Annotated in this window: 18 protein-coding genes; 13 read left to right on the top strand and 5 right to left on the bottom strand. The window is 62.9% G+C overall.

Going from position 1 to position 17,200, the window contains the following annotated elements; genetic code table 11:
- The first annotated feature begins 148 nt into the window (after positions 1 to 148).
- Positions 149 to 814 carry a GntR family transcriptional regulator gene (locus tag LB519_RS13710; protein WP_024504688.1) on the top strand — a complete coding sequence of 222 codons (666 nt, stop codon included), beginning with the start codon at positions 149 to 151 and terminating at the stop codon, positions 812 to 814.
- A gap of 113 nt (positions 815 to 927) precedes the next feature.
- Positions 928 to 1,161, top strand: a complete 234-nt coding sequence (locus LB519_RS13705; protein WP_244506945.1) for a DUF982 domain-containing protein — start codon at positions 928 to 930, stop codon at positions 1,159 to 1,161.
- Positions 1,162 to 1,227: 66 nt separating this feature from the next.
- On the opposite strand, the gene LB519_RS13700 is transcribed toward LB519_RS13705, so the two are convergent.
- Positions 1,228 to 1,380 (bottom strand): hypothetical protein, encoded by a 153-nt coding sequence (locus LB519_RS13700; protein ID WP_013532262.1) that lies wholly within the window; start codon positions 1,378 to 1,380, stop codon positions 1,228 to 1,230.
- A 176-nt stretch (positions 1,381 to 1,556) separates the two neighbouring features.
- On the bottom strand, positions 1,557 to 2,600 hold the full coding sequence (locus LB519_RS13695) for an aldo/keto reductase (protein ID WP_127368483.1): 1,044 nt from the start codon (positions 2,598 to 2,600) through the stop codon (positions 1,557 to 1,559).
- Positions 2,601 to 2,878: 278 nt separating this feature from the next.
- Between LB519_RS13695 and ppk2 the strand changes: the two genes are divergently transcribed.
- On the top strand, positions 2,879 to 3,799 hold the full coding sequence (gene ppk2, locus LB519_RS13690) for a polyphosphate kinase 2 (protein WP_013532260.1): 921 nt from the start codon (positions 2,879 to 2,881) through the stop codon (positions 3,797 to 3,799).
- Between the two features lie 51 nt (positions 3,800 to 3,850).
- Here the strand turns inward: ppk2 and LB519_RS13685 are convergent, their stop codons facing one another.
- The 3 genes from LB519_RS13685 to LB519_RS13675 form a co-directional block, all read right to left on the bottom strand.
- Positions 3,851 to 4,498 carry a dihydrofolate reductase family protein gene (locus tag LB519_RS13685; protein WP_224620249.1) on the bottom strand — a complete coding sequence of 216 codons (648 nt, stop codon included), beginning with the start codon at positions 4,496 to 4,498 and terminating at the stop codon, positions 3,851 to 3,853.
- Between the two features lie 218 nt (positions 4,499 to 4,716).
- On the bottom strand, positions 4,717 to 5,748 hold the full coding sequence (gene hemB / locus LB519_RS13680; protein ID WP_013532258.1) for a porphobilinogen synthase: 1,032 nt from the start codon (positions 5,746 to 5,748) through the stop codon (positions 4,717 to 4,719).
- An 88-nt stretch (positions 5,749 to 5,836) separates the two neighbouring features.
- A complete protein-coding gene (locus tag LB519_RS13675; protein WP_224620248.1) occupies positions 5,837 to 6,664 on the bottom strand; it encodes a DUF2066 domain-containing protein in 828 nt (275 codons plus the stop codon).
- Between the two features lie 194 nt (positions 6,665 to 6,858).
- On the opposite strand from LB519_RS13675, the gene LB519_RS13670 reads away from it, so the two are divergent.
- The 10 genes from LB519_RS13670 (at position 6,859) to LB519_RS13625 (ending at position 17,152) form a co-directional block, all read left to right on the top strand.
- Positions 6,859 to 7,902 carry an enoyl-CoA hydratase/isomerase family protein gene (locus LB519_RS13670; RefSeq protein WP_013532256.1) on the top strand — a complete coding sequence of 348 codons (1,044 nt, stop codon included), beginning with the start codon at positions 6,859 to 6,861 and terminating at the stop codon, positions 7,900 to 7,902.
- Positions 7,899 to 8,321, top strand: coding sequence for a DUF6163 family protein (locus LB519_RS13665; RefSeq protein WP_013532255.1), 423 nt, complete (start codon positions 7,899 to 7,901; stop codon positions 8,319 to 8,321). The genes LB519_RS13670 and LB519_RS13665 overlap by 4 nt, the downstream gene beginning before the upstream one ends.
- A gap of 238 nt (positions 8,322 to 8,559) precedes the next feature.
- Positions 8,560 to 9,075, top strand: a complete 516-nt coding sequence (ldtR, locus tag LB519_RS13660) for a transcriptional regulator LdtR (protein WP_008875359.1) — start codon at positions 8,560 to 8,562, stop codon at positions 9,073 to 9,075.
- 422 nt (positions 9,076 to 9,497) lie between these two features.
- Positions 9,498 to 10,751 carry a murein L,D-transpeptidase gene (locus LB519_RS13655; protein ID WP_127366821.1) on the top strand — a complete coding sequence of 418 codons (1,254 nt, stop codon included), beginning with the start codon at positions 9,498 to 9,500 and terminating at the stop codon, positions 10,749 to 10,751.
- 140 nt (positions 10,752 to 10,891) lie between these two features.
- A complete protein-coding gene (locus LB519_RS13650) occupies positions 10,892 to 12,538 on the top strand; it encodes a Na+/H+ antiporter (protein WP_013532253.1) in 1,647 nt (548 codons plus the stop codon).
- A 173-nt stretch (positions 12,539 to 12,711) separates the two neighbouring features.
- Positions 12,712 to 14,025, top strand: a complete 1,314-nt coding sequence (gene glyA, locus LB519_RS13645) for a serine hydroxymethyltransferase (RefSeq protein WP_013532252.1) — start codon at positions 12,712 to 12,714, stop codon at positions 14,023 to 14,025.
- Between the two features lie 76 nt (positions 14,026 to 14,101).
- Positions 14,102 to 14,767, top strand: a complete 666-nt coding sequence (locus tag LB519_RS13640; protein ID WP_224620247.1) for a hypothetical protein — start codon at positions 14,102 to 14,104, stop codon at positions 14,765 to 14,767.
- A gap of 157 nt (positions 14,768 to 14,924) precedes the next feature.
- Positions 14,925 to 15,404, top strand: a complete 480-nt coding sequence (nrdR, locus tag LB519_RS13635) for a transcriptional regulator NrdR (protein ID WP_013532250.1) — start codon at positions 14,925 to 14,927, stop codon at positions 15,402 to 15,404.
- A gap of 2 nt (positions 15,405 to 15,406) precedes the next feature.
- A complete protein-coding gene (gene ribD, locus LB519_RS13630) occupies positions 15,407 to 16,522 on the top strand; it encodes a bifunctional diaminohydroxyphosphoribosylaminopyrimidine deaminase/5-amino-6-(5-phosphoribosylamino)uracil reductase RibD (protein WP_224620246.1) in 1,116 nt (371 codons plus the stop codon).
- Between the two features lie 12 nt (positions 16,523 to 16,534).
- Positions 16,535 to 17,152, top strand: coding sequence for a riboflavin synthase (locus tag LB519_RS13625; protein ID WP_224620245.1), 618 nt, complete (start codon positions 16,535 to 16,537; stop codon positions 17,150 to 17,152).
- The last annotated feature ends 48 nt before the right edge of the window (positions 17,153 to 17,200 follow it).

The following is a 17,200-nucleotide window of genomic DNA, read 5'->3' as shown; positions in this document are numbered from 1 at the left end:
AGCAACTCTTTTATCGATGCTTGCTGCGGATACCAATTTGGGATACCAAGATGGTACACGTCATGGACGCAAGCTTGGCCGCTGTCAATGCAGCCTGTCGAACGTGATCGGCAAGACGATCGCAAACGGCCAAAAGATGGAAACGACAATGTCGCAGATGCACAGCGTCGAAAAACAGCTTCGGCAGATGATCCTGGGCCTCGAGATCGGTCCCGGCGAAAAGCTGACCGAGCGCTGGATCGAGAGCCGTTTCGGTGCATCGCGAACCCCGGTCAGGGCAGCACTTCTGCGGCTCGAGACCGAGGGGCTGGTCGGCAGGGACGGGCGCGGCTGGACGGTGTCGCCGATCAATCTGGCTGAACTCGAGCAGATCGCCGTCTACAGGGAGGCGGTCGAGGTTGCGGCAGTTCGCCTGACATGCAGCCTGGCGGACCGGAGCGCCATCGATGTCATCCAGGCGATGCTCGAATCCTGCGACAACGACACGCCGCGCGAGGAATGGCATCGCGTCGGCATGGATTTTCACATCGAACTGGCGCGTCTGTCGGGCAATGAATTCCTGTTCCGGGCGGTCCGTGATGCCATGACACGCCTGTCACGGGCGCGCTGGCTGGAGGTTCGCGACGAAGCGGCCCTCAGCCGCGCCTGGGCCGAACATCGCGCCATACTGGCGGCGGCACGCCGTGGCGACGCCGATGAAGCCGCGCGCCTGCTCTCGGTCCACATCGTCGGCAGCCGCGACCGGCTGGTGACGTCGCTCGCCAACGATCGGCGCGGTCTTCGCGCCAGAGGCTTTGCCGTCGTTGCTGCTTAAGGCGGATGAAGGGGCGCAAAGCGGCGTCTGGACGTGTGCGCACTTTCGCCCTCGCTTCGCAGACGCCGATGGCGTAAGGAGCGGCGATGGAAAACAACCGATTTGAAACACCTGTGACTGTGAAGTCAGTCGCGGCGGGAAGCACTCAGCTCTTGCGCACGGCGCGTGAGGCTTCCGACTACCTCCTCAACAGCTGGCCCGGCAAGCGCAGCCCCAAGCATCGCGCGGCCCTGCAGGCCTGCCATGACGCACTCGCCGGCGACAAGCCGGCGATGAACGCCAGGCGCGCCTTCATTGCGGCGGCGCGCGAAGTGGACGTCTTTGTCAGCGACAAGGCGCCGGCCTGACACAAGGCGACATCCGAGGCGGCAATCCGGATTGAGGCACGGCCCGCATCTGCGGGCCTTTTGCCGTCACTTTGCCGTTTCGGTTTCGGCTTCAGTCTCGTCTTCGGGCTTCGAACGTTCCCTCGCTGCAACCTTGGCTGCCAGCTTCTCGGCCTTCTTGGCCGCCTTCTGGCGGTCGCGTTCCTTGCGTTCCTGATCGTAGTTTGGTGGTCGCGCCATATCGGCTCCTTTTTCACTGCCTCGCGGCTCTGGTCCTGCCTAGGAGCATTAGCCGTCAAACACAACAGCTGAAGCGATAGTGCGTCGATGATGGCCAGGCTTGCAAGATGCGCGCCGCAATGATGGGGCCACGCCCATCATTGCGGCGGCGATACCTATCGCCGTCGATTTGCCGATCAGATGCCGCTTCGGTCAATCACCAGATCGGCGGCACCAAAGCGGTCCTTTGCCGTCAGCTGCTGGTGCCAGTAGGGATAGAGCAAGGGCGGCCGGCTGACCGCGTCGAGGCGCTCGCGCTCCTCGCCCGAAAGCACCAGGCTTGCCGCCGCGATGTTGTCCAGGAACTGCGTTTCCGTCCTGCCGCCGATCACCAGGGAACTGATGGACGGCCGGCCAAGCAGCCAGGCCAGCGCCACCTGCGCTGCCGACACGCCGCGCTGCGCGCCGATCTCCACAAGCACATCGACGATCCGCCACAGCCGGTCCTCGTCGCGGATCGGTGGTTCCGACCAGCCCGCGAGTTGGCGGGCGGTGGGGCTGTCACGGCGGTATTTGCCGGACAGCAATCCGCCGGCAAGCGGGCTCCAGACCAGAACGCCCAGCCCCTGGTCGACGGAAATCGGCAGCAGTTCGTACTCCGCTTCGCGCGCTTCCAGCGTGTAGTGGATCTGCTGCGTGATGAAGCGCGGCTGATGACGGCTGTCGCTGATGCCGAGCGCCTTCATCACCTGCCAGCCGGAATAGTTGGAGCAGCCGACATAGCGGATCTTGCCCTGGGCAACCAGCGTGTCGAGCGCGCCGATGGTTTCCTCCAGCGGCGTCACGCCATCCCATTCGTGCAGGAAATAGATGTCGATGACGTCGGTCTTGAGCCGCTTCAGGCTCTTCTCGCATTCCCGGATCAGGTGATGGCGCGACAGGCCTTCGTCGTTTGGACCTTTGCCGATCCGCATCCGTGCCTTGGAGGCGATCAGCACGTCGCCCTTGCGCTTGCCGCCGAGCGCTTCGCCGATGATTTCTTCGGAAATGCCGTTCGAATAGACATTGGCGGTGTCGATGACATTGATGCCGGCGTCGATACAGAGATCGATCATCCGGCGCGCTTCGTCGAGATCGGTCTTGCCGACCGCCGAAAAAGCTCCGGCGCCGCCGAACGTCATGGTCCCCATGGTCAGTGTCGAAACTTTCAGGCCGGAACGGCCGAGGGTGCGGTATTCCATGTCGGTCCTCGCGATTGCATTGGGAAAGGGCTGGGGAGGGTGCCTGAATGAGGCCGCTATTTGTAGGACAATTTGGGCGACGTGTCTCCATGCCAGCGCGGCGGATCGATCATGCCTGGCTGGATCGACAGCGGTGGTGACCATGCTCGCGCTGCAATAAAACCGTCATTGCAGGCCTATATGGAAGTCGGCTCAGGTGTTGCCGTTCCCGGGCTGTAAGCCGGGAGTTTGGGGCGCCGGACGTGGATCGACAGAGCTTGCAAGTGGAGCAGCCGATAATGACCGAGCTAAAACAGAATTCTCCGGCCAGGGATTGGCTTGAAGCCGAGCTCGCCGACACACTTGACGAAGACTATGAGCTCGAAATGTCGGAGCCGGCGCTGTCGATGGAGATCGCCAAGATCTACAAGAACTCGCATCCGCCTTCGATCGATCGCATGCAGTATTTTCGCGACCTGATCACCCTGCAGTCCGAATTGATCAAGCTGCAGTCCTGGGTCGCCCACCACAAGAAGAAGCTGGTGGTAATCTTCGAGGGACGCGATTCGGCCGGCAAGGGCGGTGTCATCAAACGCATCACCCAGCGCCTCAACCCGCGCATCTGCCGTGTCGTCGCACTGCCGGCGCCGACGGAGCGCGAAAAGTCGCAATGGTATTTCCAGCGCTATGTCCCGCATCTGCCGGCCGGCGGCGAGATCGTGCTGTTCGACCGCTCATGGTACAACCGCTCGGGCGTCGAGCGGGTGATGGGCTTTGCCCAGCCCGATCAGGTCGAAGAATTCTTCCACGACGTGCCGGAATTCGAGCGCATGCTGGTCCGCTCGGGCATCACCGTGGTCAAATACTGGTTCTCGATCACCGACGAGGAACAGCAGATGCGCTTCCTGATGCGCATCCACGATCCGATGAAACAGTGGAAACTGTCGCCGATGGACCTGCAGTCGCGCGTGCGCTGGGAGCAGTACACCAAGGCCAAGGAAGAGACCTTCGCCCGCACCAACATCCCGGAAGCGCCCTGGTTCATCGTCGAGGGCAACGACAAGAAACGCGCGCGGCTGAACTGCATCGACCATCTGCTCAAGCAGCTGCCTTACGAGGAAGTGCCGCACGAGGAGATCACTTTGCCGGAGCGCGTCTTCAACCCCGAATACGAACGCCAGGTGCTGCCGCGCGAGCTCTACGTACCGGAGAAGTATTGAGGCAGACGAAGCTGCGATCTCCCCCACGCGGGGGGAGATTGGCTCTCCACCTTACGCCCGCTTGATCACCACATGCGTCGCGAGCGGGGTCGCCACCTGCTCGCTGCAGATATAGCCGAGCTTGAGCATGTCCAGGCCGGCAAAAAGGTTCTCGCCCGTGCCCAGCAGCAGCGGCGCGATCGCCAGATGCATCTCGTCGATCAGTTTTTCCTGCAGATATTGCCGTATGGTGGCGACGCCGCCGCCGACCCGCACATCCTTGCCGCCAGCGGCAGCCTTTGCCTGTTCAAGAGCTGAATGGATGCCGTCGACGACGAAGTGGAAAGTGGTGCCGCCCTCCATCGTGATCGGTTCCCGCTTGTGATGGGTCAGCACGAAAACCGGCACATGATAGGGCGGGTTGTCGCCCCACCAGCCTTTCCAGCTGTCGTCAGGCCATTCGCCGCGGATCGGTCCGAACATGTTGCGGCCGAGGATCCAGGCGCCGACATTTTCGAAGCTGCGCGCCGCGAACGCCTCGTTGACGTCGGTGGTGCCGCCATCTTGTCCGAGCACCATCTCGCGGAAGGTGCGGGTGTCGACAAACCACTTGTGCAAGGATTCCCCACCGACGCCGAGCGGATTTTGCAGATCCTGATCGGGACCGGCGCCATAGCCGTCGAGCGATAGGGTGAAAGCGTTGACGCGAAGTTTGGACATGCGAGCCTCCTCGATAACCGATTGTGTTTTGCAAGCAGTTTTTTTGTAACAAACCGATTGTGAATTGCAAGCGGTATTTTCAAGCTCAAACGAAGCCCACGCAACGGTCAAGTGGCCCTCGCTATGGATTCCCCGGCCAAGAGCCGGAAATTGGTATGGATGTCGAAGCGGATTGGCCGACATTGCTCGCCGCGACCGGCCGTCGTCGCGAAGAGAAATTACCCCTTCAGCATCTCCGCCACTTCGGGTGCGAAATAGGTCAGGATGCCGTCGCAGCCGGCGCGCTTGAAGGCGAGCAGCGATTCCAGCATTGCCTTCTCGCCGTCGATCCAGCCATTGGCGCCTGCCGCCTTGATCATCGAATATTCGCCCGACACCTGGTAGGCGAAGGTCGGCATCTGGAACTCGTCCTTCAGCCGCCGGATGATGTCGAGATAGGGCAGGCCGGGCTTGACCATCAGCATGTCGGCGCCCTCGGCGATGTCCTGTTCGGCCTCTCTCACCGCCTCGTCCGAATTGGCATGGTCGATGTAATAGGTCTTCTTGTCGCCCTTGAGCAGACCGGCGGTGCCCACCGCCTCGCGATAGGGTCCGTAGAAGGCCGAGGCGAATTTGGTCGCATAGGACATGATCGCCACGTCCTGAAAACCATTGGCATCGAGCGCGTCGCGGATGGCGCCGATGCGGCCGTCCATCATGTCGGACGGTGCGATGATGTCGGCGCCGGCGGCCGCCTGGATGACTGCGGCGGCGGTCACCTGTTCCACTGTCTCGTCGTTGACGATGATGCCGTCGCGCAGGATGCCGTCATGGCCGTGGCTGGTGAATGGGTCGAGCGCTGCGTCGGTGATGATGCCGATCTGCGGTACCGCATCCTTGATCGCACGGGTGGCGCGGTTGATGACATTGTCGGGATCGAGGATGTGCGAGCCGGTCTGGTCGCGCAGCGAGATGTCCACATTGGGGAAGGTGGCGAGGGCCGGAATGCCGAGTTTTGCCGCGCGCTCTGCCTCCTTGACGGCGAGATCGATCGACAGGCGGAAGACGCCGGGCATGGCGGCGATAGGCTCGCGGATACCCTTGCCCTCGACGACGAAGATCGGCCAGATCAAATCGTCGACCGTGAGCCGGTTCTCTTGCACCAGACGGCGCGACCAGTCGGCCTTGCGCATGCGGCGCAGACGGCGGCTGCCGGTGATTTCGTCGACGCCGCGCGCGCCGGCGGGCTTTGCGGGGGTGAATTTGTTCATCGCCAGTACTCTCGTTCGGGCAGGCTTTTACCACGAGCTCCCGCCGCTGACCAATGCGGCACGATTGTGCCAGCGACCGGGTCGAGGCCTATTCGGGTTGCCCATTGCCTGACAGAATCTGTGCCGCGCCCCTGATGGCGACACGGAAAGCCTCGTCGAAGCCGACACCGCGCACCTGCCAGACGTAGGTCTTGCCGGCCATGGCCAGCCGCCAGTCGGCGATCCAGCCCAGTTCCTTGTCGCTCCAGACGAGACTGCCGTAAAGCGCCTGGTCGGCGCCGGCCTTCTCCGCAAGGGTGTCGAGCTTCGTCATCTCGGCATTGCGAAGCGCCTGATCGTCCAATCCGGCCTGCGACAGCTGCGCCACCGTGGGAAAAGTCACCTGCATGGCCAGCGGTACGGCGGCATTGCCGAACGATTCGCGCATCAGCATGCCACGGTCGTCCTCGGCATCGAGCGCGTAATGCGTTGTTCCGCGCTCGGTCGCCAAAAACACCACCAGCCGTGGCCGCTCGGTCAGCCACGGCCTGCTGCCGAGCGAAGCCAGCACCGGGTCGACGTCAGCAGGCTTGTACTGGCAGTAGAGATTATGAGGCCGATCGTACGTGCCCTGGTCGTCATGGTTGGGAATGCCTTCCATGCGGTCGCGATAGTGGAAACTGGCGACGAAGGTGCCGGCTTTGTCGCGCAATGCCGTCATTTCAGGTTTCGCCGGCAGGCGCTGATCGCCGGAAACCCGCACCAGAACCGCGTCGAGGCAGCGCTTGAAGCCGGACTGGCGGTTCTTCTCGTACTTGCCGTTGACGATGGTCTGCGAGCTGTAGAGGTCTTCCAAAGTCCCCGCCATGACCGGGTGAACAGCCAAGCAGAGGCTCAGCCCGATTGCCACCGGCGCAAGGTGCGAAAATCGAGTCATAAACAATCGTCCCGTTCGAAGACCCAGCAGGTACGCTGCAATGAACTCTACCCAGTTTTCCGTATTGCAGCTCTATTTTTAGCACTGGCTCCTGGTCCGGGCCAGAGCTTGCACCGGTGTCCTCGCCATTGACGCACCCATGCGCCACGCTTTAGCACTTCAGTCCCGGCGGCCGGGAGAGGGATTCTTTCACGATGGATTTTGGCGGAGGCGACGAGATCCGCTTCGAACATCTGGGCCGGGCCGGCGTCGTCACCTTGACGCGGCCGCAGGCGCTCAATGCCCTGACGCACCGCATGATCGGGGCGCTCGACGCCGCTCTTTCCGCCTGGGAGGCCGACCAGGGCATCGACGTCATCGTCGTCAAGGCAGAGGGCAGGGCCTTTTCGGCCGGCGGCGATATCCTGCATGTCTATGAGACAGGTCGGGCGGGAAAACCGCCGGTCGAGTTCTTCGCCGACGAATACCGGCTCAACGCCCGCATCAACAGCTACAAGAAGCCCTATGTCGCCCTGATCGACGGTATCGTCATGGGTGGCGGCGTCGGCATCTCCTTCCACGGCTCGCACCGGGTGATGACCGAGAATGCCCAGTTTGCCATGCCGGAAGTCGGCATCGGCTTCTTTCCGGATGTTGGCGCCAGCCACCTGCTGCCCGATCTCGGCGGCTCCTTCGGCATGTATCTGGCGCTGACCGGCAATCGCATTCGATATGGCGATGCGCTGTGGTCTGGGCTGGCCACCCATACCATCAAGGCCGAGGACCAGGCTGGCTTCCTCGACCGGCTGGCGTTGACCGGCGATCCGGAATCGGTGCTGCGCGGCTTCTTCGTGCAGGCAAGGCGAGAAACCGACAGGCCGACGCTGGAGGCGATTGTCCGTCATTTTTCGCAACCGTCCCTGAACCGCGTCATCGACAGCCTCGAGCGTGCGGCCGCCGCCGATGAGTTCGCGGCAAAGACGCTGGCGACGATCCGCACCCGCTCGCCGACCAGCCTGCGCGTCGCCTGGCGGCAGATCAGCGCCGGACTGACGCTGTCCATGGAAGCCTGCATGAAGATGGAGTTCCGCATCCTCAACCGGATGCTCGCCGGCCATGATTTCTACGAAGGCATCCGCGCTGCCATCATCGACAAGGGCTCGAAGCCGCAATGGCGGCCGGCAAGCCTCGCAGCGGTCAGCGAAGCGGATGTCGACGCCTATTTCGCTCCGCTCGGCGAACGGGAACTCCTGATATGAGCGAGGTGACCTCAAGGCGCATCGTTCTGCAGCCCTCCGGGGTGGAGGTGATCTTCGCCTGGTTCCAGCGCGTCATATCGGGCTACTGCCTGCTGTTCGGCATTCTCTACTGGATCAAGCTGATCGGCTTTTATCCGGGCACACTGTGGCGTTTCGACCTGATGCCCGTGCACTGGCAGGTCGCGGCGGTGGTGCTCGCCGTGTTCTTTCCCTTTGCCGCTGCCGGCCTGTGGATGCTGGCGTCCTGGGGCCCGGTGATATGGTTCATTTGCGCGGTGACCGAGACGGTCATGTACGCCGGCTTTCCCGAGTTGTTCGGCCACCGCTTGCTGATTGTCGTCTCGCATGCGGCGGTGGCGGTGCTCTATATCGTCTTTCGCGTCGTCATCTACCTGCAGAAGCGCCCGGTCCGCCACTAAGCCGTTGAACCCATTGGCGGCCCGGCTGTCGCCTCGAATGAGCCCTGCAATCGTTGCCGAAATCTTTAGGTTAATTATCCTTGCTCGGGTGACCGTTCGTTAAGCCTCTTCCGAAACCTCTTACCGGTAAGCTCTTGTTAGCCCTAGCGTTTAAGTCGAATTTTATGAGTATTCGATAGTGTCGCGATCAAGGTGAAAAACAAAAAATCACCAGGGCGACAAACGAGAGGCAAAGACAATGATCAATTCGCGTCCGGCGGCGAAGACCGCCAACGTATCCGACGATCGCCGTGAGGCTATCCGTTCCCTGTACATGGAATCGCTGCAGCTTGTTGAGCGGCTGCACCGCCGCCTGCTTGATGTGATCAAGGACGAATTCGACCGCAACGGCCGTTCCGACATCAATGCCATCCAGGCACTGCTGCTGTTCAACATCGGCAATTCCGAACTGACCGCGGGCGAGCTGCGCTCGCGTGGCTACTATCTCGGCTCGAACGTCTCCTACAATCTGAAGAAGCTGGTCGATCTCGGCTTCATCAACCATCAGCGCTCGCGCATCGACCGCCGTTCGGTCCGTGTCTCGCTGACGCCCAAGGGCAATGAGGTGGCCGAGGTCGTCGCCGGCCTCTATGAGCGTCATGTCGGCTCGATCGAACAGGTCGGCGGCATCAACACCGACGAGTTCAAGCAGATGAACCGCGCTTTGCAGCGGCTCGACCGCTTCTGGAACGACACCATCGCTTACCGGATGTAAGACATCCGCCGCATCGGATTCGGCCCGCGTCACAGAAGCGCGGCCGAAATATCGACCTTCAGTCAGGGCCGGTGCCGAGAGGCATCGGCCTTTTCTTTGATTTGGCTGGTCATTGCACTGCGTGGTCGATCGCCGATCGATACCCAAAAAGCACGGTCCGTTCTTTTCGGAATGCTGGCCGGTCGGATTTGGCCGCTAGGCCACGTTGCCGCCATATTCCAATGGAACCGAGAGTGGCGGTGATGCTGTGGTGAAGACCATGCGTTCACCCGCAGCCCGTATCGCGCCTGTGCATTGTCACACCAAGCTGATACGGACCATGGTTGGCTAATTGTTAAGATTGCCAATTTTACAGTGCGGGCGAGATCGCCCGGTGATCAACGCAGCAAGTGATCGAACTGCTACCAATGTCTGGAACGTCCATGAAAACCAGCCGTCGTTTTTTCCTGTCCGGAGCCTCCGCGCTCGCTGCCGCGGTGGTCGCCGGCGGCGCCAATGCGCAGGATGTGATCGGTGATATCCTGAAATCCTCGGCGCGCGGCAATTGGGACGACCAGTTCGACGCCCGCGCCAGCGAGGGTGGCAAGGTGGCCTCGACGCTGCCGATCTTCAGCCCGCAGACCGTCGCCTTCACGGAACAGGCGGTCGGGCAATACCAGAACATTGTCGGGCAGGGTGGCTGGGTCGAGGTTCCCGCGACCAAGAAACTGCAGCTCGGCGTCGATGATCCCGATGTGGTGCCATTGCGCAAGCGCCTGATGGTCGCGGGCGACCTGTCGCAGAGCGCCGGCATTTCGACGGCTTTCGATTCCTATGTCGACTCGGCAGTCAAGCGCTTCCAACTGCGTCACGGCCTGCCGGCTGATGGCTCGATGGGCAAATACACCTATGCGGCGATGAACGTTTCGGCGCAGATCCGGCTTGGCCAGTTGCAGACCAATCTGCAGCGGCTGCGCGAGAAGGCCGGCACGCTGGGCAGCCGCTACGTGCTGGTCGACATTCCGGCAGCCCAGGTCGAAGCGGTCGAGAACGACCGCGTCGTGCTTCGCCACACCGCGATCGTCGGCAAGATCGATCGCCAGACGCCGATCGTCAATTCCAAGATCACTGAGATCATCGTCAATCCATACTGGAACGCGCCGGTCTCGATCGTGCGCAAGGACATCATTCCGCTGATGCGGAAAAATCCCGATTATCTCAAGAACAGCCATATCCGCCTGTTCGCGCCCGATGGCAGCGAAGTCGATCCGATGAATGTGGACTGGTCGACCGACGACGCCGCCAAGTACCGGTTCCGCCAGGATCCCGGCTCGGAAAACGCCATGGCCTCGGTGAAGATCAATTTCCCGAGTCCTGACGGCGTCTACATGCACGACACGCCGCAGCAGAGCCTGTTCGGCAAGATGTTGCGTTTCGATTCCTCGGGCTGCGTGCGCGTGCAGAATGTGCGCGACCTCGTCACCTGGATCCTGCGCGACACGCCCGGCTGGGACCGCCAGCATTTCGAGGCGGCGATCAAGACCGGTGAAAACACGCCGATCCAGGTCACCAATCCGGTGCCGGTCCACTTCCTCTATCTCTCGGCCTGGTCGACCGGTCCGGGCGTGGTGCAGTTCCGCGACGACGTCTACGCGCTTGATGGCAACAACGAGCTGCAGATCACGTCCGCGCTGTAAGCGTTTGAATTCTATCTAAAAAGGCCGCCTCTCAGGGCGGCCTTTTTCATTGATTGGGTGCCGCGTCGTTTTTCACGGGAGGGCGGCTGGACGGATCGGCCGGCTTTGCGCATGGTCGGCGGGAAGCCTGGAACCGGACCATGGAAGTCGCTGTCTTCATTCTGGTCGTGCTCGTCTTCGTGGCGCTTTCCGGCGCGCTGGTTCGTCTGGTGCGGGTGCCGTTGCCGGTGCTGCAGATTGCGATCGGTGCCGCGCTCGCCTGGCCGGTGCGCGGCATCCATGTCGAGATCAATCCGGAACTGTTCCTGCTGGTGTTCATTCCGCCGCTGCTGTTCGGCGATGCCTATGGCGCACCGAAGCGTGAACTGATGGCGCTGCGCGGACCGATCCTGGATCTGGCCATAGGGCTGGTCTTCTTCACCATCGTCGGCTTCGGCTACGCCTTGCATTGGCTGGTGCCGAGCATCCCTCTGGTGGTCGCTTTTGCGCTTGCCGCGGTGCTGTCGCCGACCGACGCGGTGGCCGTGTCCTCGATCGTCGACAGGAATGTCGTCCCGGCGCGGCTGATGCACATTCTCGAAGGCGAGTCGCTGCTCAACGACGCTTCAGGCCTCGTCATGTTCCGCTTCGCCGTCGCAGCAGTGCTGACCGGCAGCTTTTCCCTTGCCGCGGCTTCGTTCAGTTTTCTCTATGCCGTGGCGATCGGCATCCTGATCGGCGTCGCGGCGCTGTTCGTTGCCGCCAAGCTGCTGCAATTGCTCAACCGGATCGGCGGCGTGCCGGCCGAAGCGCAGGTGCTGGTGATGGTTCTGCTGCCCTTCATCGCCTATCTCGGCGCCGAGCATGTCGGAGCGTCCGGTATTCTGGCGGCTGTTACCGCCGGCCTGCTCACCGGCGGCTCCGGCGTGTTTCGCTTCCTCGGCGTCTCGGCCCGCATGCAGACGATGTCGCTGTGGACGACGCTTTCCTTCGTTTTCAACGGTGCTCTCTTCATCGTGCTCGGCCTGCAGCTTCCCGACATCATCCGCCATGTGCCGCCGGAACTCATGAGCCTGCACCCGATCATCCAGCCGATCGCGACCGTCGTGGCACTGACGCTGTGCCTGATCGCGTTGCGCTTCCTGTGGATATGGGTCGGCGATCTCGCAGCCGGCATCGCCGCACGTCTGGGCAAGCGCAAGGTGGAACCGTTCGGGTTGCGCGTGCGGCTCGCCGGTTCGGTGGCCGGCGTGCGCGGCGCCATCACGCTGGCCGGCATATTGTCGCTGCCGCTCGCCATGCCGGACGGTTCGCCGTTCCCGGCGCGCGATCTGGTCATTTTCCTGGCCGCCGGCGTCATTATCTGTTCGCTGGTCTTCGCCAGTCTCGCTCTGCCGACGATCGCCAGGGGGCTGGTCGAGCCGGGTGAGGATGCCGGCGCCGCCGAGGAGCGGCTGGCGCGTGTCGGCGCCGCCAAGGCGGCAATCGCGCGCATCGAGAGCATCGCCGGAGCCGCAGATGATGAGGGAGGCGAGGTGCCCGGCGCCAGGCTTGCCGCCGCCGACAGCATCGTCGCCGGGTACCGGCGCCGCATCGCCGCCTCGGACGAAGCCGATGAGGCCCGCGCCGAGGCGCGTGAAGCCGGAAGGCTGGAGCTCGAATTGAGATTTGCGGGCATCGAAGCCGAGCGCGAAGCCGTGCGCGCCATGTTTCGCAGCGGCGAGATCAACGACCATACGTCGCAGGCGCTGTTTACCGAGATCACGCTCACCGAGGCATTGCTGAGGGGCCGGAAGGCGAGGAAATAACGACGCGCGGGCCTGGCTGGCGCAATCCGGCCAGCAAATTTCGCGTGGCAAACGTGGCGGGGCGAAAACAACTGTGTTAATGGCGCCGCGTGCAGGTTGCCCAAAAGTGTACAGCGGTTTGAGCAACGACATGCATAAACAAAATTGCCCCCGAACCCCGAGGATTTCAGGCCATGGCAACAGCAGCGGCAGTGTCGAACAAATTCGAATCCTTCTTCGAAACCACGCTGGCCGACGCCGATCCGGAGATTTTCGGCGCCATCCGCAACGAACTCGGCCGCCAGCGCCACGAGATCGAGCTGATCGCCTCGGAAAACATTGTTTCCCGCGCGGTGCTTGAGGCGCAGGGCTCGATCATGACCAACAAATATGCCGAGGGCTATCCGGGCAAGCGCTACTACGGCGGCTGCCAGTTTGTCGACGTGGCCGAGGAACTGGCCATCGAGCGCGCCAAGAAGCTGTTCGGCTGCAACTTCGCCAATGTCCAGCCGAATTCCGGCAGCCAGATGAACCAGGCCGTCTTCCTGGCGCTCTTGCAGCCGGGCGACACGTTCATGGGCCTCGACCTCAATTCCGGCGGCCATCTGACCCACGGTTCGCCGGTCAACATGAGCGGTAAATGGTTCAAGGTCGTCTCCTATGGCGTGCGCCAGGACGACCATCTGCTCGACATGGATGCCATCGAGAAGACTGCGCATGAAACCAAGCCGAAGCTGATCCTGGCCGGCGGCACCGCCTATTCCCGCGTCTGGGACTGGAAGCGTTTTCGCGAGATCGCCGACGCGGTCGGCGCTTATCTGATGGTCGACATGGCGCACATCGCCGGGCTGGTCGCCGGCGGCGTGCATCCGTCGCCGCTGCCGCATGCCCATGTCGTGACGACCACGACGCACAAGTCGCTGCGCGGCCCGCGCGGCGGCATGATCCTGTGCAATGACGAGGACATCGCCAAGAAGATGAATTCGGCGGTGTTCCCCGGCCTACAGGGCGGCCCGCTTATGCATGTCATCGCCGCCAAGGCGGTTGCCTTCGGCGAAGCGCTGAAGCCAAGCTTCAAGGTCTATGCCGAGAGCGTTGCCGCCAACGCCAAGGCGCTCGCCTCCAGCCTCAAGGAAACCGGTCTCGACATCGTCTCCGGCGGCACAGACAACCATCTGATGCTGGTCGATTTGCGTCCGAAGAACGCCACCGGCAAGCGCGCCGAGGCGGCGCTGGGCCGCGCCAACATCACGTGCAACAAGAACGGTATTCCGTTCGACCCGGAAAAGCCTTTTGTCACCTCGGGCGTGCGTCTCGGCACCCCGGCCGGCACCACGCGCGGCTTCGGCCAGGCCGAATTCCGGGAGATCGGCAAGCTGATCGCCGAAGTGCTGGATGGTCTCAAGGTCGCCAATTCCGACGAGGGCAATGCCGCCGTCGAAGCAGCGGTCAAGGCCAAGGTCGTGGCGCTGACCGATCGCTTCCCGCTCTATCCCTATCTCGGCTGACGCGATAGGAAGTTTTGCCGCCTGCTGCAACGACGAGCGTCGTTTCAGCAGGCCGGGGCGACCGGCAGGAGCCTTGATGATGCGACCATTTCGTTTCGCCGACCTTGGCGCCGTTGGCGCTCTGGCTGCTTTGATCGCCGTGCCTTTCCCCGGCAACGCCTTGGCGCAAACCGCCCCTGCTCAAGCCGCGCCCGCGCAACCCGCTCCTGCGCAACCCGCATCTCAGTCCGAGCCCGCGGCGCCCGCCCAGACGGCACCCAAGCTCGAAACCTTTGGCAGATGGTCGACCCTGATCGACGAGGTCGACACCGGTGAGGATCTACGCAAGACCTGCGCGGCCTCGACCGCCTTTATCGGCGCTGGCGGCGAGAGCGGCGTTCTGACGCTCATCATCACGAACGGCGATGCACTGCCGCCGGATGCCTACCCGTCCGTAACGATCGCCGTCGACAACAAGGCCTTGCCGGCCGGCAAGTCGGTTGCCGCCACTTTCGGCGACGACAAGGGCCGCGTCACTGCCAAGCTCCATTCCGATGGCGCCGTCAACGGCCGGCTCAGCTGGACCGTCGACAACCAGTCCAAGACCAGCCTGGCGCTCCTGCGCGCCATGCGCCGGGCATCGGTGCTTGACGTCTCGTTCGGCGATGCGCCGGTTGGAAGCATATCCATGGACGGCTTCACCAAGGCCTATCGTAGTCTCGGCGCATCGTGCGGGTTTCCGACCGCCGACGTTGCTCCCTGAAGACATCGGTACGCTGTGCGGCTGCTGGCGAGGCTGGCAATCCTGCTTGCGCCTCGCTATCTCTGAAGGGCGAGGGAGCTGTTGGCGACACTTTGCCATCGCTGCAAAAACCTCTAAGCCTTTCGCTTCACCAGATTCGCCAACCAAAGGCTTCTCCATGCGCTGTCCCTATTGCCAGTCGGAAGATACGCAGGTGAAGGATTCGCGCCCCGCCGAGGATGGCGCGGCGATCCGCAGGCGGCGCGTCTGCCCCGATTGCGGCGGCCGTTTCACCACCTTCGAGCGCGTGCAGTTGCGCGACCTCGTCGTGGTCAAGAAATCGGGCCGCAAAGTGCCCTTCGACCGCGACAAGCTGTTGCGCTCGGTGGAGATCGCTGTGCGCAAGCGCAATGTCGATCCCGAACGCATCGACCGCGCGGTGACAGGCATCGTGCGCCAGCTCGAAAGTTCCGGCGAGACAGAAGTTGCTTCGGGAGAAGTCGGCCGCCTGGTCATGGAAGCGCTGAAGTCGCTCGACGATGTCGCCTATGTCCGTTTCGCCTCGGTCTACCGCAATTTTCGCGAGGCCAAGGATTTCCACGAATTGCTGGGCGAGCTCAAGGGCGACGAAGTCAAGGGTGAAGAGGAAGCCAGCTGAGCATGACTGCAAGCGAACAGGCCGCCCTTGATCGCCGCTTCATGGCAGCGGCACTCAGACTGTCGCGAAAAAATGCCGGGCGCACCGCGACCAACCCGTCCGTCGGGACGCTGATCGTGCGCGATGACGGCAATGGTCCGATGATCGTCGGCACCGGCGTCACCGCTGTCGGCGGCCGTCCGCATGCCGAGACCGAGGCCCTGGCCGAGGCCGGCGACCTCGCGCGCGGCGCCACCGCCTACGTCACGCTGGAGCCTTGCGCCCACCACGGCCGCACGCCGCCTTGCGCCAATGCGCTGGTCAATGCGGGCGTTGCGCGGGTCGTCGGTGCCGCCAGCGATCCCGATTCGCGCGTGTCCGGCAAGGGTTATGCGATCCTGCGCGCGGCCGGTGTCGAGGTGGTCGAGAAGGTGCTGGCGGCGGAAGCTGCCGAGCAGATGGCCGGCTATTTGATTCGATCGTTGAGAAAACGCCCGGAAGTGATTCTCAAGCTTGCGCTTTCCAGCGACGGCAAGATCGGCAGGGAAGGTGACGGGCAGGTGTCGATCACCGGCGATATCGCGCGCCGAGAAGTGTATCTGATGCGGGCTGAGGCGGACGCCATACTGGTTGGTATCGGCACCGCCCTTGAGGATGATCCGGCCCTGACGGTGCGTTTGCCGGGGCTTGAGAACCGTTCGCCTGCCCGCATCGTGCTCGACCGCCAGATCAGGTTGCCGGAGGCCTCGAAGCTGGTTTCAGGCGTCGACCGCGTGCCGCTCTATATCGCCGCTTGCCTGGAGGCCGATCCGCTGCGGCGCGCAGCACTCGAACGCGCCGGCGTGCGCTTTATCGGCACCGAGACGCACGAGGGCGGCGTAGCCTTGCCGGAATTACTTGAGGATCTGGCCGCGCTCGGCATGGCCAGCGTGCTGGTCGAGGGCGGCGCCAGGGTGGCGAGCGCTTTCTTGGCCGACGGGCTGGTCGACCGCATCGTGCTGTTCCAGGGACCGGATGCAATCGGCGACGACGGCATTGCATCGCCGATCGACGCCGACCATATCCCGGCAGGATTTCGCAAATTGCGCGAGATGCGCTTTGGCGAAGACAGCTACGCCGAGTGGATAAGAGACCTTTAGGGATCAACACCGATGTTTACCGGAATTGTCACCGATGTCGGCACTGTCGCGTCCGTCAAGCCGCTCAGGGAAGGGGTGGGGCTGCGCATCGACACAGCCTATGACCCGCAGACCATCGCCATCGGCGCCTCGATCTCCTGCGGCGGCGTCTGCTTGACAGTCACGGCCTTGCCCGACAGCGTTTCGAATGCGCGCTGGTTCGAGGTTGAAGCATGGGAGGAAGCCTTGCGGCTGACCACGGCCTCGGGCTGGAAATCCGGCACCAAAGTCAATCTGGAGCGGGCGCTGAAGATCGGTGACGAACTCGGCGGCCACATCGTTTCGGGCCATGTCGACGGCATGGCCGAAATCGTCGAGCGCAAGGACGAGGGCGACGCGGTGCGCTTCACGCTGGAGGCGCCGCGCGACCTGGCGAAGTTCATTGCGCCCAAGGGATCGGTCGCGCTCGACGGCACCTCGCTCACCGTCAACAAGGTCGAAGGCGCGCGCTTCGACGTGCTTTTGATCCACCACTCGCTGACCGTGACCACCTGGGGCGAGCGCAAGGTCGGCGACCGCGTCAATCTCGAGATCGACACCATGGCGCGTTATGCGGCGCGGCTGGTCGAGGCGACGAAAGAGGGGCTTTAAGTGCTGCTGGCCTCGACTTAATCAGTTTTAATCGCTATGATTAAATCT

Source organism: Mesorhizobium sp. AD1-1, assembly GCF_020164655.1.
Taxonomy (GTDB): domain Bacteria; phylum Pseudomonadota; class Alphaproteobacteria; order Rhizobiales; family Rhizobiaceae; genus Mesorhizobium; species Mesorhizobium ciceri.
This window is presented reverse-complemented; position numbering and strand designations above follow the sequence as displayed.

Coding starts and splice junctions, on each gene's coding strand:
- LB519_RS13655 (WP_127366821.1), top strand. CDS start 9,498: ATGAAAACCAGCCGTCGTTTTTTCCTGTCCGGAGCCTCCGCGCTCGCT.
- glyA (WP_013532252.1), top strand. CDS start 12,712: ATGGCAACAGCAGCGGCAGTGTCGAACAAATTCGAATCCTTCTTCGAA.
- ribD (WP_224620246.1), top strand. CDS start 15,407: ATGACTGCAAGCGAACAGGCCGCCCTTGATCGCCGCTTCATGGCAGCG.
- LB519_RS13665 (WP_013532255.1), top strand. CDS start 7,899: ATGAGCGAGGTGACCTCAAGGCGCATCGTTCTGCAGCCCTCCGGGGTG.
- LB519_RS13695 (WP_127368483.1), bottom strand. CDS start 2,600: ATGGAATACCGCACCCTCGGCCGTTCCGGCCTGAAAGTTTCGACACTG.
- LB519_RS13670 (WP_013532256.1), top strand. CDS start 6,859: ATGGATTTTGGCGGAGGCGACGAGATCCGCTTCGAACATCTGGGCCGG.
- LB519_RS13675 (WP_224620248.1), bottom strand. CDS start 6,664: ATGACTCGATTTTCGCACCTTGCGCCGGTGGCAATCGGGCTGAGCCTC.
- ldtR (WP_008875359.1), top strand. CDS start 8,560: ATGATCAATTCGCGTCCGGCGGCGAAGACCGCCAACGTATCCGACGAT.
- nrdR (WP_013532250.1), top strand. CDS start 14,925: ATGCGCTGTCCCTATTGCCAGTCGGAAGATACGCAGGTGAAGGATTCG.
- LB519_RS13625 (WP_224620245.1), top strand. CDS start 16,535: ATGTTTACCGGAATTGTCACCGATGTCGGCACTGTCGCGTCCGTCAAG.
- LB519_RS13710 (WP_024504688.1), top strand. CDS start 149: ATGTCGCAGATGCACAGCGTCGAAAAACAGCTTCGGCAGATGATCCTG.
- LB519_RS13640 (WP_224620247.1), top strand. CDS start 14,102: ATGATGCGACCATTTCGTTTCGCCGACCTTGGCGCCGTTGGCGCTCTG.
- ppk2 (WP_013532260.1), top strand. CDS start 2,879: ATGACCGAGCTAAAACAGAATTCTCCGGCCAGGGATTGGCTTGAAGCC.
- LB519_RS13700 (WP_013532262.1), bottom strand. CDS start 1,380: ATGGCGCGACCACCAAACTACGATCAGGAACGCAAGGAACGCGACCGC.
- hemB (WP_013532258.1), bottom strand. CDS start 5,748: ATGAACAAATTCACCCCCGCAAAGCCCGCCGGCGCGCGCGGCGTCGAC.
- LB519_RS13685 (WP_224620249.1), bottom strand. CDS start 4,498: ATGTCCAAACTTCGCGTCAACGCTTTCACCCTATCGCTCGACGGCTAT.
- LB519_RS13650 (WP_013532253.1), top strand. CDS start 10,892: ATGGAAGTCGCTGTCTTCATTCTGGTCGTGCTCGTCTTCGTGGCGCTT.